This is a genomic window from Luteimonas notoginsengisoli (assembly GCF_042648885.1).
GTDB classification, from domain to species: Bacteria; Pseudomonadota; Gammaproteobacteria; order Xanthomonadales; family Xanthomonadaceae; genus Luteimonas; species Luteimonas notoginsengisoli.
Genome location: NZ_JBHRYF010000001.1, coordinates 16,324 through 34,621 on the forward strand (window position 1 = coordinate 16,324; position 18,298 = coordinate 34,621).

An 18,298-nucleotide genomic window follows, 5' to 3' on the forward strand; every position below is an offset into this window, starting at 1 on the left:
CACGAGGTTGAACTGCCGGATGCGGATTGTTTGACGTGGGTCAAGTGCGCTGCGTATTGCCGTTTCGGGGGCAGCGGCGCGCCGTGCGGTACCGAGTCGGGTGGCTTTTGACAGGCATGCGAAGCGAGGCGCTTCCGGAACGCACGCTGATCCCCCCGGTTGACAGGCAGGAGGGCCGGCTCACTATCGTCGGATCGGCGCTCGGTCTTTGAGCCCGCGGCGGGTTTGTTCTCGCTGGCAGCTGCGAGCTGCCACGCCAGAGCCACAGCGACCGCCAAACCACCGCCGTGATTCGCGCGCCGTCCGCTTGTTCAAAATGACTATGCATGGGCGCTTCCACGCCGCGTCACCTTGCCGCTCGCGACGGCCCGAAGCAGGCCCCGCAAGGCGACAGGCGCGAATGTCGCCGTGTCGCGTGCCCTCAGGCCGCGTTCGGCAATGCCACGTTCTGGCCGATCGCGACCGGGTCGACGATCAGCGCAACGCGGCCATCGCCCAGGATCGTGGCGCCGGAGACGCCCGGCACGCGGCGATAGTTGGCCTCGAGGTTCTTGACCACCACCTGCTGCTGGCCGAGCAGTTCGTCGACCTCCAGGGCCAGGCGGCGGCCGTCGCTTTCCACGACCACGGCGATCTTGGCCTGCGCCGGTGCGCCATCGGCACGGGCGGAGGGCGGCAGTCGGTACTGCTCGGCGAGGTCGAGCAGCGGCAGGTAGTCGCCGCGCACGCGCAGCACGCGGGTGTCGCCGGCGATCGTGCGCACGTCGCCGTCGCCCGGCTGCAGCGATTCGACCACCAGCCCCAGCGGCACGATGAAGACTTCGTCGCCGACCGCGACCGACATGCCGTCGACGATGGCCAGGGTCAGCGGCAGGCGGATCGTGACCGTGGTGCCCTGGCCGGCCTGGCTGCGGATCTCGACCTGGCCGCCGAGCGCGGCGATGTTCTTCTTGACCACGTCCATGCCGACGCCGCGGCCGGAAAGCTCGCTGACCGCGTCGGCGGTCGAGAAGCCCGGCGCGAACACCAGGTCCCAGACCTGGGCATCGGTGGGTTCGTCGGGCATCGCGATGCCGCGTTCGATCGCCTTGCGCAGGATCCGCTCGCGATCCAGGCCGCGGCCGTCGTCGCTGATCTCGATGACGATGTTCGCGCCCTGGTGGGCCGCGCTGAGGCTGATCGTGCCGGCTTCGTGCTTGCCCGCGGCGCGGCGGTCGTCCGGCATTTCCAGGCCGTGGTCGATCGCGTTGCGCACCAGGTGCACCAGCGGGTCGACGATCTTCTCGATCACGCCCTTGTCCAGTTCGGTGGCCTCACCGGTGGTGCGCAGATGCACCTGCTTGCCCAGGCGCCCGGCCAGGTCGCGGACCATGCGCGGGAAGCGGCTGAAAGCGAAGTCGACCGGCAGCATGCGCACGCCCATGACCGATTCCTGCAGGTCGCGGGTGTTGCGTTCGAGCTGCACCAGGCCGGTGAGCAGCGATTCGTTGGCGACCGGGTCCAGCGCCTCGGAGCGCTGGCGCAGCATGGCCTGGGTGATGACCAGCTCGCCGACCAGGTTGATCAGCGCGTCGACCTTGGCGATCGCCACGCGGATGCTGCCTTCGCTGCCGTCGCCATGGCGCTGCGCGGCCGCTTCGGCGGCGCGCGGCGCGGAAACGCCTGCGGCTGCCTGGAGCGCGGCGGGCAGCGGCGCCAGGGCGAGCGCTGCCTCGGCGGCGGCGTCGACCTGGTCGCGGCGGATGTCGAGCGTGCATTCGTCCTCGACCCAGGCGAACGCCTCGTCGATGACCGAGCGCGGCACGCTGCCGGGCAGGCTGAGGTCCCAGGCGAGGTAAGCCTCGAACGGATCGATCTGGGCGAACGGTGGCAGCTGCTCGTCGATGCACGACACGCCCAGTTCGCCGTGGCTGGCAAGCTCGCGCAGGATGCGCAGCGGATCGTTGCCGCCCATGAACATCGACGGCGCCGGGGCGAAGCCGATCCGCCAGTCGGCGGCGGTCGCGGCCGCCGTCGTATCGGCAACCGGCGTGGGTGCGGCCGCGGTCGTTTCGCCGGCGAGCAGCTGTTCGAGCAGGGCGCGCACGCGGGCGAGCGCATCGGCGTCGATCGCGGTGCCGTGTTCGCAGGCCGCGAGCAGCCCGCGCAGCGTGTCCACCGAAGCGAGCAGGGCGCCGGTGGCGGCCTGGTCGAGCACGCGCTTGCCGGCGCGCGCTTCATCGAGCAGGGTTTCCAGCAGGTGGGTCAGTTCGCTGACTGCGGTGAAGCCGAACGTGGCCGCGCCGCCCTTGATCGAGTGCGCGGCGCGGAACACGACGTTGATGGTTTCGCCATCGCTCTCGCCCGATTCGAGCGCGAGCAGGCCGCGCTCCATGGCGTCGAGGCCGTCGCGGCTCTCCTCGAAGAACGCGGCGTGGAAGCGGCTGATGTCCATGGTTGCGCGGGTTCCCTACGCCAAGACTTTGCGGACGGTGGCGACCAGCTGTTCGGGATCGAACGGCTTGACCAGCCAGCCGGTGGCGCCGGCGGCCTTGCCTTCCATCTTCTTGTCGCCACCGGATTCGGTGGTGAGCATCAGCAGCGGCGTGAACTTGTACGCCGGCAGCTGGCGCAGCTCGCGGATCAGCGAGATGCCGTCCATGCGCGGCATGTTGACGTCGGTGACCACGGCGTCGAAGCGCTGGCCGCGGGCGATGTCGAGCGCCGCCTGGCCGTCTTCGGCCTCGCGCACGTCGAAGCCGCCGGAGGTGAGCGCGAACGCAACCATCTGCCGCATGGAAGTGGAATCGTCGACGATGAGCAGTTGCTTTTGCGCGCTCATGCAGGGTCTCCGGGGAATGCGTGGCGCTCGCGCGAGGCGATGGCCGCGGGGATGGGAAGGAAGAAGCGGTAAGTGGTACGCATCAGGCCTGCGCGGCCGCGTCGACGCCGAGGCTGGCGGCGAGCGCGAGCTGGCGCGCGGCGTCGGCCAGGGTCGGCGACGCCTCGGTCACGGTGGTGCTGTGGCCGCGCGCGGCGCGATCGCGGACGAAGGCGTGCAGCAGCTGCAGGCCCGCGGCGTGGACGCGCTCGACGCGGTCGCCGGCCAGCGCCAGCGGCGCTTCGTCGTCCAGGTGCGGCTGCAGCGCAGCCTGCAGTTCGGCGACCGATTCGATGCCTAGGTCGGATTGCAGCGTGATCTGGTTCATGGCGTTCGCGGGCGGGGTGCTGTCCGGGTTAACGGCGCGCAGGGGTGCGACTTGAGGGGCGTTGCGAGAGCGGCGTCACGGTGAGTCAGTGGCGTGGCCGCGATGCCCTGCGTCCGTCGGCGTCGCGGCCATTGGCCGCCGCCACGGCAGGATGGCCGCGCGACAGCGGCTTCTTCGTCAGTGGTACAGCGCGCCGGCGTCGAGCAGAACCGTCGGCGAGGGCCCGACGCGGGCGACACCGAGGGTCGGGCCGGGGTCGGCGCCGGGCACCGGCGGCTCGATGCGGTCGCGCGAGAGCGTGACCACGTCTTCCACCGCGCTCACCAGCACGCCGATCAACTCGTCCTCGCGCTCGACCACGACGATGCGGCTGTGCTCGTCGGGCGCCACCTGGCCAACGCCCAGCCACAGGCCGAGGTCGAAGACCGGCACGATGCGGCCGCGCAGGTTCATCACCCCGAGCACCGCCGCGGCGGCGCCGCGCATGGCGACGATCGGCGCCAGGCGCACGACTTCCTGCACGCACAGCAGTTCCAGCGCGTAGCTGTCGGCATCGACGGCCACGCGCACCCAGCGTTGCGGCTGCGGCGCGGACAGTTCGCGGGGCGGCGGGGACGCGCGCGCGCTGTCCTCGCGCGCCGCCGCTGCGTCCGGGCGAAGCGGAGCGGCCGAGGCGGATTGCGGGGCCGGGATGGAGGCGATGGCGTGCATGGGCGGAGGTGGCGGGGTGGGCGGCGTGGGCGCGGGTTGCGCTGCCACGGCGGCAGCAGGGAGGACGGCAACGGCGGGAGCGGAGATGGTTTCGGGCGTAAGCGCCGCGGGCGATGGGTCGTTCGGTGGCATCGAGGCGGGCGTGGCACGCGCGTCGGCGTCATCCGGAATCGGACTGTCCACCGGCCCGATCGCCGTGTCGCCCGGCACCAGCACGTCCAGCGGCGTGGGCCCGGCGTCGAGCAGCGCGTCGACGTAGGCATCGACCTCGTCGAGCACGGCATGGGCGGCGTGGGTCGTCATGCTGCCTTCCTCTGCGCCGGTTCGACCTGCTTGAGCAGCCAGCGCAGCGCGCGGGCGTAGGCATCCGCGCCGCGGCCGCCGGGCGACGCGACCGCGGTCAGCGCGCACGCGTCCCGCAGGCGCGTGTCCATCGGCACCGCTTCGGGCCAGACGCGGCCTTCGTACTGTGCGTGCAGCTGCTCCAGGCTGTGCACGCCGGACTTGGTGCGGCGGTCGTACAGGGTCGGCAGCACGTGTTGCGGCAACGGCCGCCGGCGCGAACGCTCGACCATGGCCGCGGTGCGCAGCATGTCGGCCAGGCCGTGCAGTGCCAGCGGGTCGGTCTGGGTCGGCACCACCAGGCGGTCGGCCGCGGCCAGCGCGTTGACCATCAGCAGACCGAGCGTGGGCGGACAGTCGAGCAGCACGTGGTCGTACAGCGACTGGACCGCGTGCAGGGCGCGGCCGAGCGCGAGCCCGAGGCCCGGCTGGGTGGCGCCGCGGCGTTCCAGCGTCGCCAGTGCGGGCTGCGCGGCGATCAGGTCCAGGCCCTTGATGTCGGTGCCGCGCGCCAGCGAAGCCAGCGACGCGCCGCCGCCGGTGAACAGGTCATGGCTGCCCGCCGGTGGCGGGGTGGACGGCACCGCGAACGCGCGCGTCAGCGACGCGTGCGGGTCGAGGTCGACCAGCAGCAAGCGCTGGCCCGACTGCGCCAGCCCGCGCGCCAGGCACAGGCTGGTCGTGGTCTTGCCGACCCCGCCCTTCTGGTTGGCGATGGCCCAGATCTGCATGTCAGCCGGCTCCCGGTGGTGGCGCGGATTGGGTCGCGGACAGCGCCATCGGTTCGCTTTCCTTGCCGGCATCGGCCGGCGCGGTTGTCACGGCGCGCGTGCGCGCGGGTGGGTTCGGATGGGTGGCGGCGGCGGAAGTGTCGCCGCCCGCGGCGTCCGCGGCGGGCTCGAGCGCGATGGTGGGGCCACGGTCGGGCACCGCATCGGGTCCCTGTGGCGCGGCCAGGATCACCAGCAGCACGCGCCGGTTGGCGTTGCGGCCGACGACGGTGGCGTTGTCGGCGACCGGCTGGTGCTCGCCGTAGCCGACCACGGCCACGCGCCCGGGTGCCACGCCCTCGTTGATCAGCACGTGCACGACGCTCGCCGCGCGCGCCGAGGACAGCTCCCAGTTCGACGGGAACTGCGCGGTGCGGATCGGCTGGTCGTCCGTATAGCCTTCCACGCGCAGGGCGTTGGGCTCGGCGCGCAGCACGCCGGCGAGCTTGCGCACCGTCGCCGTGGCCACGGGGCTGGGCGCGGCCACGCCGCTGGCGAACAGGATGTCGCTCTGGATCTCGACTTCGAGGTACGTGCGGCCGCGCCGCACGGTCACCAGTTTCTGCTGCACCAGTTCGGCCAGCGCGTGCTGGATGCGCTGGCCGAGCGAATTGAGCTGGCGCTCGCCGCGCGAGCGCGCGGCGGCGATCGATTCGCCTTCCGCCGCCGCTTCCCGGACCTGGGCCTGGGCCTTGCGTCCGAACGTGGGCATGTCGAGGACCTGGTGCACCTGCAGCTTCGGGCTGACCGGCGCGGCCGCGCTCGGCCCGGCCTTCGCTCCGGGCGTCGCGATCGACGGCCGGTCGAACGCGGAGCCGCGCAGCTGGGTCTGGCCGAGCTGGATCGGGCTGATGGTGCGCGGCGCGCCGCCGAACGCCGACGACAGCGCGTCGGCCAGCACCCGGTACTTGCCCTCGTTGAGCGAGGAGATCGCGTACATCACCACGAAGAAGGCAAGCAGCAGCGTCACCAGGTCGCCATAGGGGATCGCCCAGGCTTCGTGGTTGACGTGCTCTTCGTGGCGATGCTTGCGCGACATCCGGGCGTTCCTAGCCCAGGTAGCCGCTGAGGCGCGACTCGATGTTGCGCGGGTTGTCGCCCTGGGCGATGCCGATCAGGCCCTCGATGATCATTTCGCGCTCCTCGGTCTGCGCGTTGACCAGCGTCTTGAGCTTGTTGCCGATCGGCAGCAGCATCAGGTTGGCCGCGCCGATGCCGTAGATGGTCGCGGTGAACGCCGCGGCGATGCCGTGGCCGAGCTTGCTCGGGTCGGCGAGGTTCTTCATCACCGCCATCAGGCCGAGCACCGCGCCGATGATGCCCAGGGTCGGTGCGTAGATGCCCATGCCCTCGAACACCTTGGCCGCGGCCAGGTCGCGCGCGCTGTTGCCTTCGAGCTCGATCTCCAGCATCTGCCGGATCGATTCGGGCTCGACGCCGTCGACCACCATCTGCAGGCCCTTGCGCAGGAACGGATCGGTTTGCGCTTCCACCTGCGCTTCCAGGCCGAGCAGGCCCTGCTTGCGCGCGGTGCCGGACCATTCGACGATCTGCGCCACCACCGCGGGGCGGTCGTGCGCCGGCGGCTGGAACACCCAGCGCGCCATCTTCAGCGCGCGGCTGAACGTGGGCATCGAGGTCTGCAGCAGGATCGCCGCCACCGTGCCCAGGATCACGATCACGAACGCGGCCGGCGACCACAACCCCGAGATGCCGGCGCCCTTGAGTACGCTGCCGCCGAGCAGGGCGGAGATGGCGAGCACCGCGCCGATGACGCTGAGTCTGTCCATGGGATCGTTATCGGTTGATGGAAGGGGGACTTGAACGCTGCGCCATGCCGCCGCGCAGTCCGGTGCGCAGCAGCGCATCGACGTCGAGGATCAGCGCCATGCGGCCGTCGCCGACCAGGCTGGCGCCGGCGTAGCCGGGCAGGCCGCGCAGCGTCGGCGGCAGCGCCTTGATCACCACTTCCTCGCGGCCGCGCACGCGGTCGACCACCAGGCAGAAGCGCTGTTCGCCCGCCTGCAGCACCACCACGCAGGTCGCATCGCCCGCCGTCGGCCGTGCGGGCCCAAGGCCCAGCCACTCGCGCAGGCCGAGCAGCGCCAGCGGCTCCTGGCGCAGGTCGATGACCTGCTGGCCGTCGATCCACAGCGCGTCGCCGGTCTGGTACGGCAGCACCTCGACCACGCGCACCAGTGGCAGCGCGTAGACGTCGTCTTCGATTTCCACCAGCAGCGTCGGCAGGATCGCCAGGGTCAGCGGCACGCGGATCGCGAAGCGCGAGCCGGCACCGATCTCGGAATGGATCTGCACCGCGCCCGACAGCTCGCGGATGCGCGACTGCACCACGTCCATGCCGACGCCGCGGCCGGAGAGGTCGCTGACTTCGTCGCGGGTGGAGAAGCCGGGCAGGAACAGCAGCTGCAGGCACTCTTCGGGGGACAGTCGCGCCGCGGCCTCGGTTTCGACCAGGCCCTTCTCGATTGCCTTGCGGCGGATCTTGTCCGGGTCGATGCCGGCGCCGTCGTCGCGCACCTCGATGGCGACGTGGTCGCCTTCCTGCTGCGCGCTCAGGCGGACGTGGCCCTGTTCGGGCTTGCCGGCGCGGCGTCGCACCTCGGGCATCTCGATGCCGTGGTCGATCGCGTTGCGGACCAGGTGCACCAGCGGGTCGGCGAGCGCTTCGACCAGGTTGCGGTCGAGTTCGGTATCGGCGCCGAGCACTTCGAGCTCGACGCTTTTCTTCAGCTGCCGCGCGACGTCGCGGGCGAGTTTGGGGAAGCGCGCGAACACGCGTCCGACCGGCTGCATGCGCGCGGTCATCACCGCCGACTGCAGGCGCGAGGTGGCGACGTCGAGCGAGGCCACGGCGCGGTCGAGGTCATCGTCGCGCAGGCGCGGACGCAGGGTCTTGAGCCGGTTGCGCGCCAGGACCAGCTCGCCCACCAGGTTGACCATCGCGTCCAGGCGCCGCACGTCGACGCGCACGGTGGCGTCGGCCGGCTCGGCCGCGGCGGAGGCGCGCGACGGCGCGGGGGGCGGGGCAGGAATCGGGGCGGACGGCGTCGGGGCCGATGGCGTCGGGGCTGCGGGTTCCGCGGCGACCGGTGGCGCGGCAGGCGCGGCTGCTTCTCCCGGGACGCCGCCGGCGCCGTGCAGGCTGTCGAGCAGCGCTTCGAAGTCGAAATCGTCGTCCAGTTCGTCGCTGCCGGCGGCGGCAGGCGCCGGCACCGCGGGGGCGGCGGCCGCCGCGACCGGCGCGCCCGGGGCAGCGCCGCGCGCGCCTTCGCGCAGCGCGACCAGCAGTTCGGGCGGCGCGGGCACGGGAACGCCGCCCGCCGAAATGGCGTGCAGCATGTCGACCAGCAGGTCGACGCCCTGCTGGGCGCCGTCGAAGGCGGCCGCGTCCAGCGGCGCGATGCCGCTGCGCGCGGCGTTGAGGCGATCCTCGACCGCGTGGCAGATCGCCACCATGGTCGGGAAATCGAGGAAGCCGGCGCCGCCCTTGATGGTGTGGAAGCCGCGGAACACCGCGTTGAGGCACTCGCGGTCGCCGGGCGCGCTTTCCAGCGCGACCATCTGCTCACCGAGCTGGTCGAGGATCTCGCCCGCTTCCACCAGGAAGTCGGCGCAGATGTCGGAGGCTTGCGCGGACATCGATCGTCCCTACAGGCCGAGCGACGACAGTAGCGAGTTGGCGTCTTCCTGGGTCGCGGGCGCGGCGTCGACGCCGGCGACCGCGGGGCCATGGCCGTGGCCGGAGAACTGCAGCGGACGCGCGCCGGCTTCGGCAACGCAGCTGCCCAGGCCGACGTGCACCGCGCGGACCAGTTCCACCACGCGGCGGATGATCTGGCCGGTGAGGTCCTGGTAGCCCTGCGCGGCGGTCATCTCGGACAGCCGGCTGCGGATCGCGGCGATGGTGGCCGCCTGCTCGCTGGTGTTGGCGTCGGGCAGGGTACCCAGCAGCGTGCCGCAGTCCTGGATCAGGTCCAGGGTCTGGTGGCTGGCGTCCTCGCTCACGCGCACGACGTGTTCCAGCCGCAGGCAGGCTTCGGGCAGCGAAGCGCCGCTGCCGGGGCCGGCGCCGAGCGCCTGCTCCAGTTCGCGGGCCAGCTTCACCACGCCCTGCACCAGCGGCTGGGTGCGCCACTGGATCAGTTCGTCCACGTTGCTGCGCCAGCCGGCATCGTCGCCGGCTTCCAGCGCGGTGAGCGCGGCATGCAGCGAATCCACGAGCCCGGCGCGCTCCTCGGCGTGGTTCCCGGCCGCGGCGTCGGCGACGGCAGCCAGCGCAGTCACGCAGCCGCCCCGAGGCGCTCGAAGATCTTGCCCAGCTTGTCGCTCAGCGTGGCCGCGGTGAAGGGCTTGATGACGTAGCCGTTCACCCCGGCCTGCGCGGCTTCGATGATCTGCTCGCGCTTGGATTCGGCGGTGACCATCAGCACTGGGATCTTGGACAGCGCAGCGTCGGCGCGGATCGCCTTGAGCAGGTCGATGCCGGGCACGCCGGGCATGTTCCAGTCGGTGACCACCAGGTCGAACGGGCCCTTGCGCAGTTCCACCAGCGCGGTGGAACCGTCGTCGGCCTCGGTGGTGTTGAAGAAGCCCAGGTCGTTGAGCAGGTTCTTGACGATGCGGCGCATGGTCGAGAAGTCGTCGACGATGAGGATGCGGATGTTCTTGTCCATGGGGACCTCGTGGTTCTCTACGCAGTGCTATCGGCGCCGGGGCGGGATTCTTGACGCGCGGGAGGGTGGCGGCGATCACGGAACGCGGAATGCGTGCACCGGAAGCGCCTGGGATGGGTCCCTTTCAGAAGGGGGCGGTCCGGCGACGCCGGGTGGAACTGGCCTTCGGCCTGCGCTTGCCTCGCGGGGGACGGCAACGGCCGCAGCAGGGCGCGGAGGTGGAAGTCGGAAGCGGAAAACGAGAAACAGGAATCGAAGGCAGTCCACCGCGGCGCTTCGCTTCGTCACCTCTCTCGATGAGGTCAATGCGTCGTGCCCGGGCATCCGCCGGCTTCATCGGGCCGGCGGGATCATTCGTCGTCCTGGGAACCGCCCCACTCGCCGAGCCGCGCGCGCAGGCGCACGGTGGCCTGGCCGTGGATCTGGCACACGCGCGATTCGCTGACGCCCAGCACCGCGCCGATCTCGCGCAGGTTCAGCTCCTGCTCGTAGTACAGCGACAGCACCAGCTGCTCGCGCTCGGGCAGGTCGCCGATCGCGTCGCCGAGCGCCTCGCGGAACGCGGCGTTCTCGAATTCGCGCGCCGGCGTGTTGCCGCCGGTGGATGCCAGGCGCGGCTCGCCGTCGTGTTCGTCCATGTGCGCGTCGAGGCTGACCAGCTGCCCGCGCGCGGCGTTCTCGACCATGCCGTGGTATTCGTCCAGGCTGACGCCGAGCGCCTCGGCGATCTGCTGCGGGGTGGCGGCGCGACCGGTGCGCTGCTCGATCTCGCGCGTCGCCGCGACCATGTCGCGATAGCGCCGATGCACCGAGCGCGGCACCCAGTCGCCGCGGCGGATCTCGTCGATCATCGCGCCGCGGATGCGGATCGAGGCGTAGGTCTCGAACGCCGCGCCTTGATCCGCCTGGAAATTGCGCGCCGCGTCGATCAGGCCGAGCATGCCGGCCTGGATCAGGTCGTCGATCTCGACGCTGGCCGGCAGGCGCGCGGCCAGGTGGTGGGCGATGCGCCGCACCAGTTCGCCGTGGCGCTCGACGATCTCGTTGGTCGAACCGTGCTGGTTGGCGCGGTAGTGGGCAGTGGCTGAGGCGTTCATGCGGTGGCCCCCCGGGTCGTGTCGCTGGGCTGCGGCTGCGCGATCAGCCGTTCGAGGAAGAACTCGACGTGGCCGCGCGGCCCGGGCGGCGACTGCCACTGCCGCGAGCGCCGTGCGATGTCGCGGAACGCGACCGCCGAGGGCGAAGACGGATACGCATCGACGACGGCTTCCTGGCGCTGGATCGCGCGGCGCAGCCATTCGTCGCGCGGGATCGCGCCGAGGTAGTTGAGGGTGACGTCGAGGAAGCGCGCGCTGACGCGTTCGAGCTTGTCGAACAGCTGGCGGCCCTCGCGGACGTGCTGCACCTGGTTGGCCAGCACCTGCACGCGGGTGACGCCGCGCTCGCGGCTGAGCACCTTGATCAGCGCGTAGGCGTCGGTGACCGATGCCGGTTCGTCGCAGACCACGACCACCACGTCCTGCGCTGCCTGGCAGAAGGTCAGCACGCCATCGGCGATGCCGGCGGCGGTGTCGACCACCATGGTGTCGACCGGCAGGTCGAGCTCGCTGAAGGCGTGCACCAGGCCGACGTGCTGCTGCGCGGTGAGTTCGGTCATGTGGCGCTTGCCGGACGCGGCCGGCACCACCATCAGGCCGTTGGGACCTTCGAGCAGGGTGTCGCGCAGTTCGCAGCGGCCGGCGAACACGTCGGCCAGGGTGAAGCGCGGCGACAGGCCGAGCATCACGTCGACGTTGGCCAGGCCCAGGTCGGTGTCCAGCAGCAGCGTGCGCTGGCCGGCGTTGACCAGGGCGGTGGCGAGGTTGACCGAGACCGACGTCTTGCCGACGCCGCCCTTGCCGCTGGCGACCGCGATGACCCGCGGCGCGGTCGCCGGGGCGCTGTCGGTCGCGTTCGGCGGCACCTCGACGCCGGTGCGCCGATCGTGGGGATGGAACTCAGACGGCTGCATGGCGATCCTCGGTGGCGTAGGGGTGGTCGGCGGCACGAGGCGGGTTCTCCAGGGTTTGGACCAGGCGCTCGGCGCTGGCGCTGTCGAGGTCCGACGGCACCTGCTGGCCCTGCGTGGTGTATGCAATGTTCAGGCCGTGGCGGACCGCGACCGAAAGCGCGGAACCCAGGCGGCCGGTTTCGTCGAGCTTGGTGAGCACCACCGCTTCCGGGGCGGCCGGGCGATAGCGGCGGACCACTTCGCCCAGGTCGTGCGGATGGGCGTTGGCCGGCAGCACCAGCAGGCTGCGTACCTTGTGCGACGCGCGCAGCCACAGGATCTGGCTGAACAGCGCGCGGTCGCGCGGCGCATGGCCGGTGGTATCGACCAGCACCAGCGGATAGTCGGTGAGCTGCGCCAGCGCGTCCTTCAGGCCTTCGGGGCCGGCGGCCTCGCAGACGGTGATGCCGAGGCGACGGCCGTGCGCGTGCAGCTGCTCGCGGGCGCCGGCGCGCTGGGTGTCGGTGGTGACCAGGGCGACGTCGCGGGCGCGGTGGCGCGCGGCGAAGCGCGCGGCGAGCTTGGCCGCCGTGGTGGTCTTGCCGGCGCCGGTCGGGCCGACCAGGGCGATCACGCCGCCGTCGTCGAGCGGTTCGCTGCGGGCGATGGTCAGCATGCGCGCCAGTTCGGCGAACATCGGTTCGCGGATGTCGGCCACCGGCAGGCGCGGATCGATCCGCGCCGAGACCGCCTGTGCCAGCGTGTCTTCGCAGCCGTAGCCGCGCAGCGCGTCGAAGACCGCGGCGCGTGCCGGCGACCCGCGCAGGCGTTCCAGCGACAGCTGTTCCATCTGCGATTCCATCATCTGGCGCATGCGGGCCAGTTCCTCGCGCATCGCGGCGATGGTGGGATCGGACTGGGCCGGCTCGCTGGGCACGGCGTGCAGGCGGGGGGGGGTGTCGGAAGTCGTGGCCTTCGAAGTCGACGCGTCGATGCCGGCCTCGATGGTGGAAAGGTCCATGCCCGGTGCCTGGCTTTCCATGCCCGTCGCGGCCGCGGCTGAAGCGGTGGCGAAGGCGGAGGCGGCGATCGGCTCCGACGAATCGCTCGATGCCGGCGCAGCCGGCTGCCCCGCCGCGTTGGGCATCACAAGCCCGGAACGGGACGACTCTTGATCGTGGGACGCGGTGGCCGCCTGCGGCGGAACCAGCGCGGCCATCATCGCTTCGAAGCGGGTCTGCGCCGGCGTGGCGTCGGCATTCGACGTGGTGTTGGCCGCGGGGACCGGCGATGGGGCAGGCGCAGGCGTGCTTGCCGCGGCCGCGTTGCCCGGCTGCGCACTGCCAGCCGACGCCGCGGACAGTTCCGCGAGGGTCGGGCCGTCGCCGATCTTGAACACGGCGCGGGCACGCGACATCAGCGATTCGCGTGCGGGCGGGGTTTCGCCGGCAGGCTGTGTTTGCGTTGCGGCGGCCTCGCGCGCCGCCTGCGCCGTGGCGGCAGGCGCCAGCAGGCTGGCGAGCGCGGGCACCGCTGCGCTCGCGGCGGGCGCTTCATGCAGCGCGGCGCGCGATGCGGCCGGCGCGCTCATGGCCGTCACCGACGCGGGCGCGGCGTCGAGCGCCGGCGCCGCGGCGCGCAGCGCCTGCGCCACCAGGGCTTCGTCGTAATCGGTGGCCGCGACGACCTCGATGCCGCCGGCGCAGACCCGGTTGGACAGGATCACCGCATCGGGGCCCTGCTCGTCGCGGATCATGCGCAGCGCGGTGCGCATGTCGGGGGCGGTGAAGCGCTTGATTCTCATGGGTGCGTGCCGGGGTTGGAAGTCGGGGAGAAGGACGGGCGAGCAGCGGTCGGTAGGCATTCGGGAGGGGAGGCGGCGTCGGGTGATGAAGCGGGCCAGGCGTCGCGTTCGAAAATGTCGTCGTTGCGTTGTTGCTTGCTCATCTGCTCCGTTCCTCGATCACCGATGCCGAAATCCCGCCTCAACCCACCGCCCCCACCAGCCGCAGCCGCTTGTCCTCCGGCACCTCGCCGTAGGCCAGCACCGCCAGCGACGGAACGCTGTGCCGGACCAGCCGCGCCACCGCGGCGCGGACGCCGCCGGGGACCAGCAGCACCGCGGGTTCGCCGCGGCTTTCCTGGCGGGTCACGCAGTCACCGAGGTTCTGGTGCAAGCGTTCGGCGAGTCCGGGTTCCAGCGCGGCGCCCTGTCCGCTGACGGAGTCCTGCAATACCCGTTCCAGAGCCGGCGCCAGGGTGTAGACGGGCAGCTCCGGCGCCATGCCGTTGAGCTCCTGGACGATGAAGCGGCCCAGCGCGACCCGCACCGCGGCGGTCAGCACCGCCGGATCCTGGCTTTGGGCGCCGTGTTCGAGCAGCGTTTCCACGATCTGCCGCATCTGCCGCACGGGCACGCGATCGGCCAGCAGCGACTGCAGCACCTTCACCACCACCGACAGCGGCAGCAGCTTGGGCGTCAAATCCTCGACGAGCTTGGGCACGCTGCGCCCGAGAGCCGTCAGCAGGTGCTGGACTTCGTCGTGGCCGAGCAGGTCGGCGGCGCGCTCGCGCACCAGGTGCGAAAGATGGGTGGCCGCCACGGTGGCGGCGTCGACCACGGTGTAGCCCAGCGATTCGGCGTGCGCGCGCTGGCCCGGCACGATCCACACCGCATCCAGGCCAAACGCGGGGTCCTTGCCGGGGATGCCTTCGAGCGGGCCGAACACCCGGCCGGGATCGAGCGCGAGCTCGCGGTCTGGATGCAGTTCGCCGCTGGCCACGGGTACGCCGTGCACGAGCACGCGGTACTGGCCCGGCGCCAGCTCGAGGTTGTCGCGCACGTGCACCGCCGGGATCAGGAAGCCGAGGTCCTGGGTGAGCTTGCGGCGCACGCCTTTGAGCCGCGCCAGCAGTTCGCCGCCCTGCGCCTTGTCGACCAGTGCGATCAGGCGGTAGCCGACTTCCAGCGCGAGCGGTTCCACCGGGCGGATCTCGTCCCAGCCCAGTTCGGCGGCCGGCGCGGCGGCCGCATCGGCGGCGCCGGGCTCGCTCGCGTTACCGGCAAGCTGCGCGCGCTGGTGCAGCTTCCACGCGGCGAAGCCCAGGATGGCGGACAGGGCGAGGAACGGGATGTTCGGCATGCCCGGGATCACGCCGATCAGGCCCATCAGCAGCGCCGCGACGGTCAGTGCGCGCTGCTGCCCGAACATCTGCCGCGACACCGCCGCGCCCATTTCCTGCTCGCCGGTGGAGCGGGTGACCAGCATCGCGGTCGCGACCGCGACCAGCAGCGCCGGCAATTGGGCGACCAGGCCGTCGCCGATCGCCAGCATGGTGTAGGTGCGCGCCGCCTCGGCGAAGCTCATGTCGTGCTGCACGATGCCGATCAGCAGGCCGCCGACCAGGTTGATCACCAGGATCAGGATGCCGGCGATCGCGTCGCCGCGGACGAACTTGCTGGCGCCGTCCATCGAGCCGTAGAAGTCGGCCTCCTCGCGCACTTCCTGGCGCCGCGCCTTGGCGTCCTCGCGGGTCAGCAGGCCGGCGTTGAGGTCGGCGTCGATCGCCATCTGCTTGCCGGGCAGGGCGTCGAGGATGAAGCGCGCCGACACCTCGGAGATGCGCCCGGCGCCCTTGGTCACCACCACGAAATTGACGATGGTCAGGATCGCGAACACGATGATGCCGACCGCGTAGCTGCCGCCGATCACGAACTGGCCGAACGACTCGATCACGTGCCCGGCCGCGGCCTCGCCCTTGTGGCCGTGCAGCAGCACTACGCGCGTGGACGCGACGTTCAGGCCCAGCCGCAGCAGGGTGACCATCAGCAGCACGCTGGGGAAGATCGAGAATTCCAGCGGCCGCTTGACGTAGACCACCGCCAGCATCACCACCAGCGACAGCGCGATGTTGATCGTGAACAGGCCGTCCAGCACCACCGGCGCCAGCGGCACCATCACCATCGCCAGCAGGGCGATCACCACCAGCGGCGCGGCGGCGCCGTTGCGCATCCCGGCGAGGATCCCGGACAGGCGGCTCTGCGGTGCGCTCATCGCGCCGGATTTCCGTCGACAGCCCCGGCGGCGTTGGCGTCGACATCGGGCGCGCCGTCGGCGCCGACATCGACGTTGGCCAGCGACGGCATCGGACCGCGGCCGGGCACCCAGGCCCTGATCTGGTACACGTAGGACAGCACCTGTGCGACGGCGGCGTAGAGTTTCACCGGGATTTCCTGATCGACCTGGGACTGCCTATACAAGGCGCGTGCCAGCGGCGGCGCCTCGACGATCGCGACCCGGTGCTTCTCGGCCAGCGCGCGGATCGCCAGCGCCATTTCGTCGAGGCCCTTGGCCACCACCTTCGGCGCGCGCATGCCGGCCTGGTACTTCATCGCCACGGCGTAGTGGGTCGGGTTCATCACCACCACGTCGGCGGTGGGCACCGCTTCCATCATCCGGCGCTGCGACATCTGCCGCGCGACCTGGCGCACCCGCGCCTTGACCTCGGGGTTGCCCTCCGCTTCCTTGGCCTCGTCGCGCAGCTCCTGCTTGGTCATCTTCAGCTTGCTGCGGTGCTGGAAGTGCTGCCACGGCACGTCGATCAGGGCCAGGGCGCCGAGCGAGCCGACCATCGCCATCAGCGCCCCCAGCGCCAGGTCGACGCCTTCGGCCACGGCCGCCTCGAGCGAGGCCTGCGGCATCGCCAGCAGGGTCGAGAACGCGTGGTACACCACCCAGGCGCCGACGCCGCCGATCAGCAGCACGCGCAGCAGCGAGCGCAGCAGTTCGGCCAGGCTCTCGCGGCCGTACAGGCGCGCCAGTCCCTTCATCGGGCTGAGGCGGGTGAAATCAGGCTGCAGCGATTTGCCGGCGAAGCGCAGGCCGCCCATCGCCATCGGCGCGAGCGCGCAGGCGGCCAGCGCGGCCAGCACCAGCGGCAGCATCGGCATCGCCAGTCCGGCCAGCAGGTGTGCGGCGTGGGGCAACAGCCGGTCTGGCGATTCCAGGATGCTGCGGTCGATGCTCAGCGCGCCGCGCATCCAGTCGCGCGCGGACCCGCCGAGGTGGCCGCTGCTGACTTTCAGCGCGAGCACCGCGCAACCGAGTACCGCGACATTGGCCAGCTCGCGCGAGCGCGGCACGTCGCCGCGTTCGCGCGCCTCGCGCAGGCGCTTCTCGGTCGGTTGCTCGGTGCGGTCTTCCTTCTGGCTCTCGCTGCTCATCGGCCTGGCTTCTGGAACAGTGGGTCAGGTCCAGGTGGGAGCGGCCATGGCCGCGATGGCCCGTGTCGCGCCGATCACGGCCATGGCCGCTCCCACAGGGAGGGAGGCAGCTGTCCGGTCAGGTCAATGCGCGCGCGGCGGCATAGGCGTCCTCGAACAGCTGTTGCACCGGTCCCTGCAATTCGCGGGCCAGCAGCATGAGCAGCAGCAGTCCGACCAGCAGCGAGACCGGCAGGCCGATCGCCATCGGGTTGAGCTGGGCGGCGGCGCGGGCGAGCACGCCGAAGGCGATGTTGACTGCCAGCAGCGCCATCATCACCGGCAGCGCCAGCAGCACGCCGGCGCGCAGGCACTGGCCGAAGAAGGTCGGCACCGCCGACAGCAGCGCGTGCAGGTCGGGCAGCGCGGCGCCGATCGGCAGGCCGCCGTAGCTGTCGGCGAGCAGCCGCACCAGCGCCAGGTGGCCGTCGAGGGTGAAGAACAGCAGCGCGAACACCAGGTAGAACCACTGCGACAGCACCGGCGACGAGGCGCCGCTGAGCGGGTCGGCCATGGTCGCGAACGACAGCCCCATGCCCTGGCTGACCAGTTCGCCGGCCAGCTGTCCGGCCTCGAACGCCAGCCGCAGGATCAGCCCGATCGCGACGCCCACGGTGAACTCGCGCAGCACCCCGAGCACCGTGGCCGCGTCGACCGCCATCGGCGGCGGCGCCGGCAGCACCGTCGACATGGTCGCGGCCAGCGCAAGGGTCACGATCAACCGCGCCTGCGCCGGCATGCCGCGGCCGCCGAGCACCGGCAGCACCTGGAACGCCGCGCCGATGCGCAGCGCGTGCCACAGCACGGTGCCCAGCATCGCGAACAGGTCGACGCCGGTGGCGGTGGTGAGGGTGACGGTGTCCATGGTCAGCGGTGGCAGCAGCGGCGGCAAGTCGCGGCGGATTGCTCCCCTCTTTGGAAAAGAGGGGCTGGGGGAGATTTGCCTTTGCCTTTGACGTTGCGCTTGCTGCAAACCCGGGAGCAAAAGCAAATCCCCCCTCGCCCCCCTTCTTCAAAGGGGGGAATCCCACCAAGCGTCAGACTGAAGCGCAGGACCACGCCGCTATCCGATCAGCTGCGGAATGCGATGGAACAGGTCGATCGTGAACGCCACCAGCCGGCCGAGCAGGAAGTGCCCGGTCGCCGCCAGCGTCGCGATCAGCATCACCGCCTTGAACACGAAGGCGATGGTGGGCTCGTTGATCTGGGTCGCGGCCTGCAGGATGCCGACGACCACGCCGATCACCAGCACCGCGATCAGCGGCGGGCCGCCGAGCAGCAGCGCCATCTGCAGCCCGCGGGCGATTTCGTCGAGGGCGATTTCGGGACTCATGGTCGTC

Annotated in this window: 17 protein-coding genes; all 17 read right to left on the reverse strand. The window is 71.5% G+C overall.

All coding sequences use genetic code 11. The features are described 5' to 3' along the window. Positions 1 to 421: 421 nt before the first annotated feature. The 17 genes from ACFOM9_RS00060 to ACFOM9_RS00140 all read right to left on the reverse strand — a co-directional run bounded on the left by ACFOM9_RS00060 (position 422) and on the right by ACFOM9_RS00140 (position 18,291). Positions 422 to 2,434: a chemotaxis protein CheW gene (locus ACFOM9_RS00060; protein ID WP_386705171.1), complete on the reverse strand. Its 2,013-nt coding sequence runs from the start codon at positions 2,432 to 2,434 to the stop codon at positions 422 to 424. Positions 2,435 to 2,449: 15 nt separating this feature from the next. Further along, complete coding sequence (locus ACFOM9_RS00065; RefSeq protein WP_386705172.1) at positions 2,450 to 2,821, reverse strand: response regulator; 372 nt, start codon at positions 2,819 to 2,821, stop codon at positions 2,450 to 2,452. 82 nt (positions 2,822 to 2,903) lie between these two features. After that, complete coding sequence (locus ACFOM9_RS00070; RefSeq protein WP_386705173.1) at positions 2,904 to 3,188, reverse strand: STAS domain-containing protein; 285 nt, start codon at positions 3,186 to 3,188, stop codon at positions 2,904 to 2,906. A gap of 177 nt (positions 3,189 to 3,365) precedes the next feature. Continuing rightward, positions 3,366 to 4,202, reverse strand: a complete 837-nt coding sequence (locus ACFOM9_RS00075) for a chemotaxis protein CheW (RefSeq protein ID WP_386705174.1) — start codon at positions 4,200 to 4,202, stop codon at positions 3,366 to 3,368. Further along, positions 4,199 to 4,972, reverse strand: coding sequence for a ParA family protein (locus ACFOM9_RS00080; protein WP_386705175.1), 774 nt, complete (start codon positions 4,970 to 4,972; stop codon positions 4,199 to 4,201). Before ACFOM9_RS00080 ends, ACFOM9_RS00075 begins: the two co-directional genes overlap by 4 nt. 1 nt (position 4,973) lies before the next feature. Next, positions 4,974 to 6,050, reverse strand: a complete 1,077-nt coding sequence (motD, locus tag ACFOM9_RS00085; RefSeq protein ID WP_386705176.1) for a flagellar motor protein MotD — start codon at positions 6,048 to 6,050, stop codon at positions 4,974 to 4,976. 10 nt (positions 6,051 to 6,060) lie between these two features. After that, on the reverse strand, positions 6,061 to 6,801 hold the full coding sequence (locus ACFOM9_RS00090; protein WP_386705177.1) for a flagellar motor protein: 741 nt from the start codon (positions 6,799 to 6,801) through the stop codon (positions 6,061 to 6,063). A gap of 7 nt (positions 6,802 to 6,808) precedes the next feature. Next, positions 6,809 to 8,671 carry a chemotaxis protein CheA gene (locus ACFOM9_RS00095; RefSeq protein WP_386705178.1) on the reverse strand — a complete coding sequence of 621 codons (1,863 nt, stop codon included), beginning with the start codon at positions 8,669 to 8,671 and terminating at the stop codon, positions 6,809 to 6,811. A gap of 9 nt (positions 8,672 to 8,680) precedes the next feature. After that, complete coding sequence (locus tag ACFOM9_RS00100; RefSeq protein ID WP_386705179.1) at positions 8,681 to 9,316, reverse strand: protein phosphatase CheZ; 636 nt, start codon at positions 9,314 to 9,316, stop codon at positions 8,681 to 8,683. Beyond that, positions 9,313 to 9,705, reverse strand: coding sequence for a chemotaxis response regulator CheY (cheY, locus tag ACFOM9_RS00105; protein WP_386705180.1), 393 nt, complete (start codon positions 9,703 to 9,705; stop codon positions 9,313 to 9,315). The genes ACFOM9_RS00100 and cheY overlap by 4 nt, the downstream gene beginning before the upstream one ends. A gap of 350 nt (positions 9,706 to 10,055) precedes the next feature. Continuing rightward, a complete protein-coding gene (locus ACFOM9_RS00110; protein WP_386705181.1) occupies positions 10,056 to 10,802 on the reverse strand; it encodes an RNA polymerase sigma factor FliA in 747 nt (248 codons plus the stop codon). Then, positions 10,799 to 11,716, reverse strand: a complete 918-nt coding sequence (locus tag ACFOM9_RS00115) for a MinD/ParA family protein (protein WP_386705182.1) — start codon at positions 11,714 to 11,716, stop codon at positions 10,799 to 10,801. Before ACFOM9_RS00115 ends, ACFOM9_RS00110 begins: the two co-directional genes overlap by 4 nt. Further along, positions 11,703 to 13,499: a flagellar biosynthesis protein FlhF gene (locus tag ACFOM9_RS00120; protein ID WP_386705183.1), complete on the reverse strand. Its 1,797-nt coding sequence runs from the start codon at positions 13,497 to 13,499 to the stop codon at positions 11,703 to 11,705. The genes ACFOM9_RS00115 and ACFOM9_RS00120 overlap by 14 nt, the downstream gene beginning before the upstream one ends. Positions 13,500 to 13,680: 181 nt before the next feature. After that, complete coding sequence (gene flhA, locus ACFOM9_RS00125) at positions 13,681 to 15,750, reverse strand: flagellar biosynthesis protein FlhA (protein ID WP_386705184.1); 2,070 nt, start codon at positions 15,748 to 15,750, stop codon at positions 13,681 to 13,683. After that, entirely contained in the window at positions 15,747 to 16,919 is a 1,173-nt protein-coding gene (gene flhB, locus ACFOM9_RS00130; protein ID WP_386705186.1) for a flagellar biosynthesis protein FlhB, read from the reverse strand. The genes flhA and flhB overlap by 4 nt, the downstream gene beginning before the upstream one ends. A 118-nt stretch (positions 16,920 to 17,037) precedes the next feature. Beyond that, positions 17,038 to 17,823: a flagellar biosynthetic protein FliR gene (fliR, locus tag ACFOM9_RS00135; RefSeq protein WP_386705187.1), complete on the reverse strand. Its 786-nt coding sequence runs from the start codon at positions 17,821 to 17,823 to the stop codon at positions 17,038 to 17,040. Positions 17,824 to 18,021: 198 nt separating this feature from the next. Then, a complete protein-coding gene (locus ACFOM9_RS00140) occupies positions 18,022 to 18,291 on the reverse strand; it encodes a flagellar biosynthetic protein FliQ (protein ID WP_386705188.1) in 270 nt (89 codons plus the stop codon). Between the last annotated feature and the right edge of the window lie 7 nt (positions 18,292 to 18,298).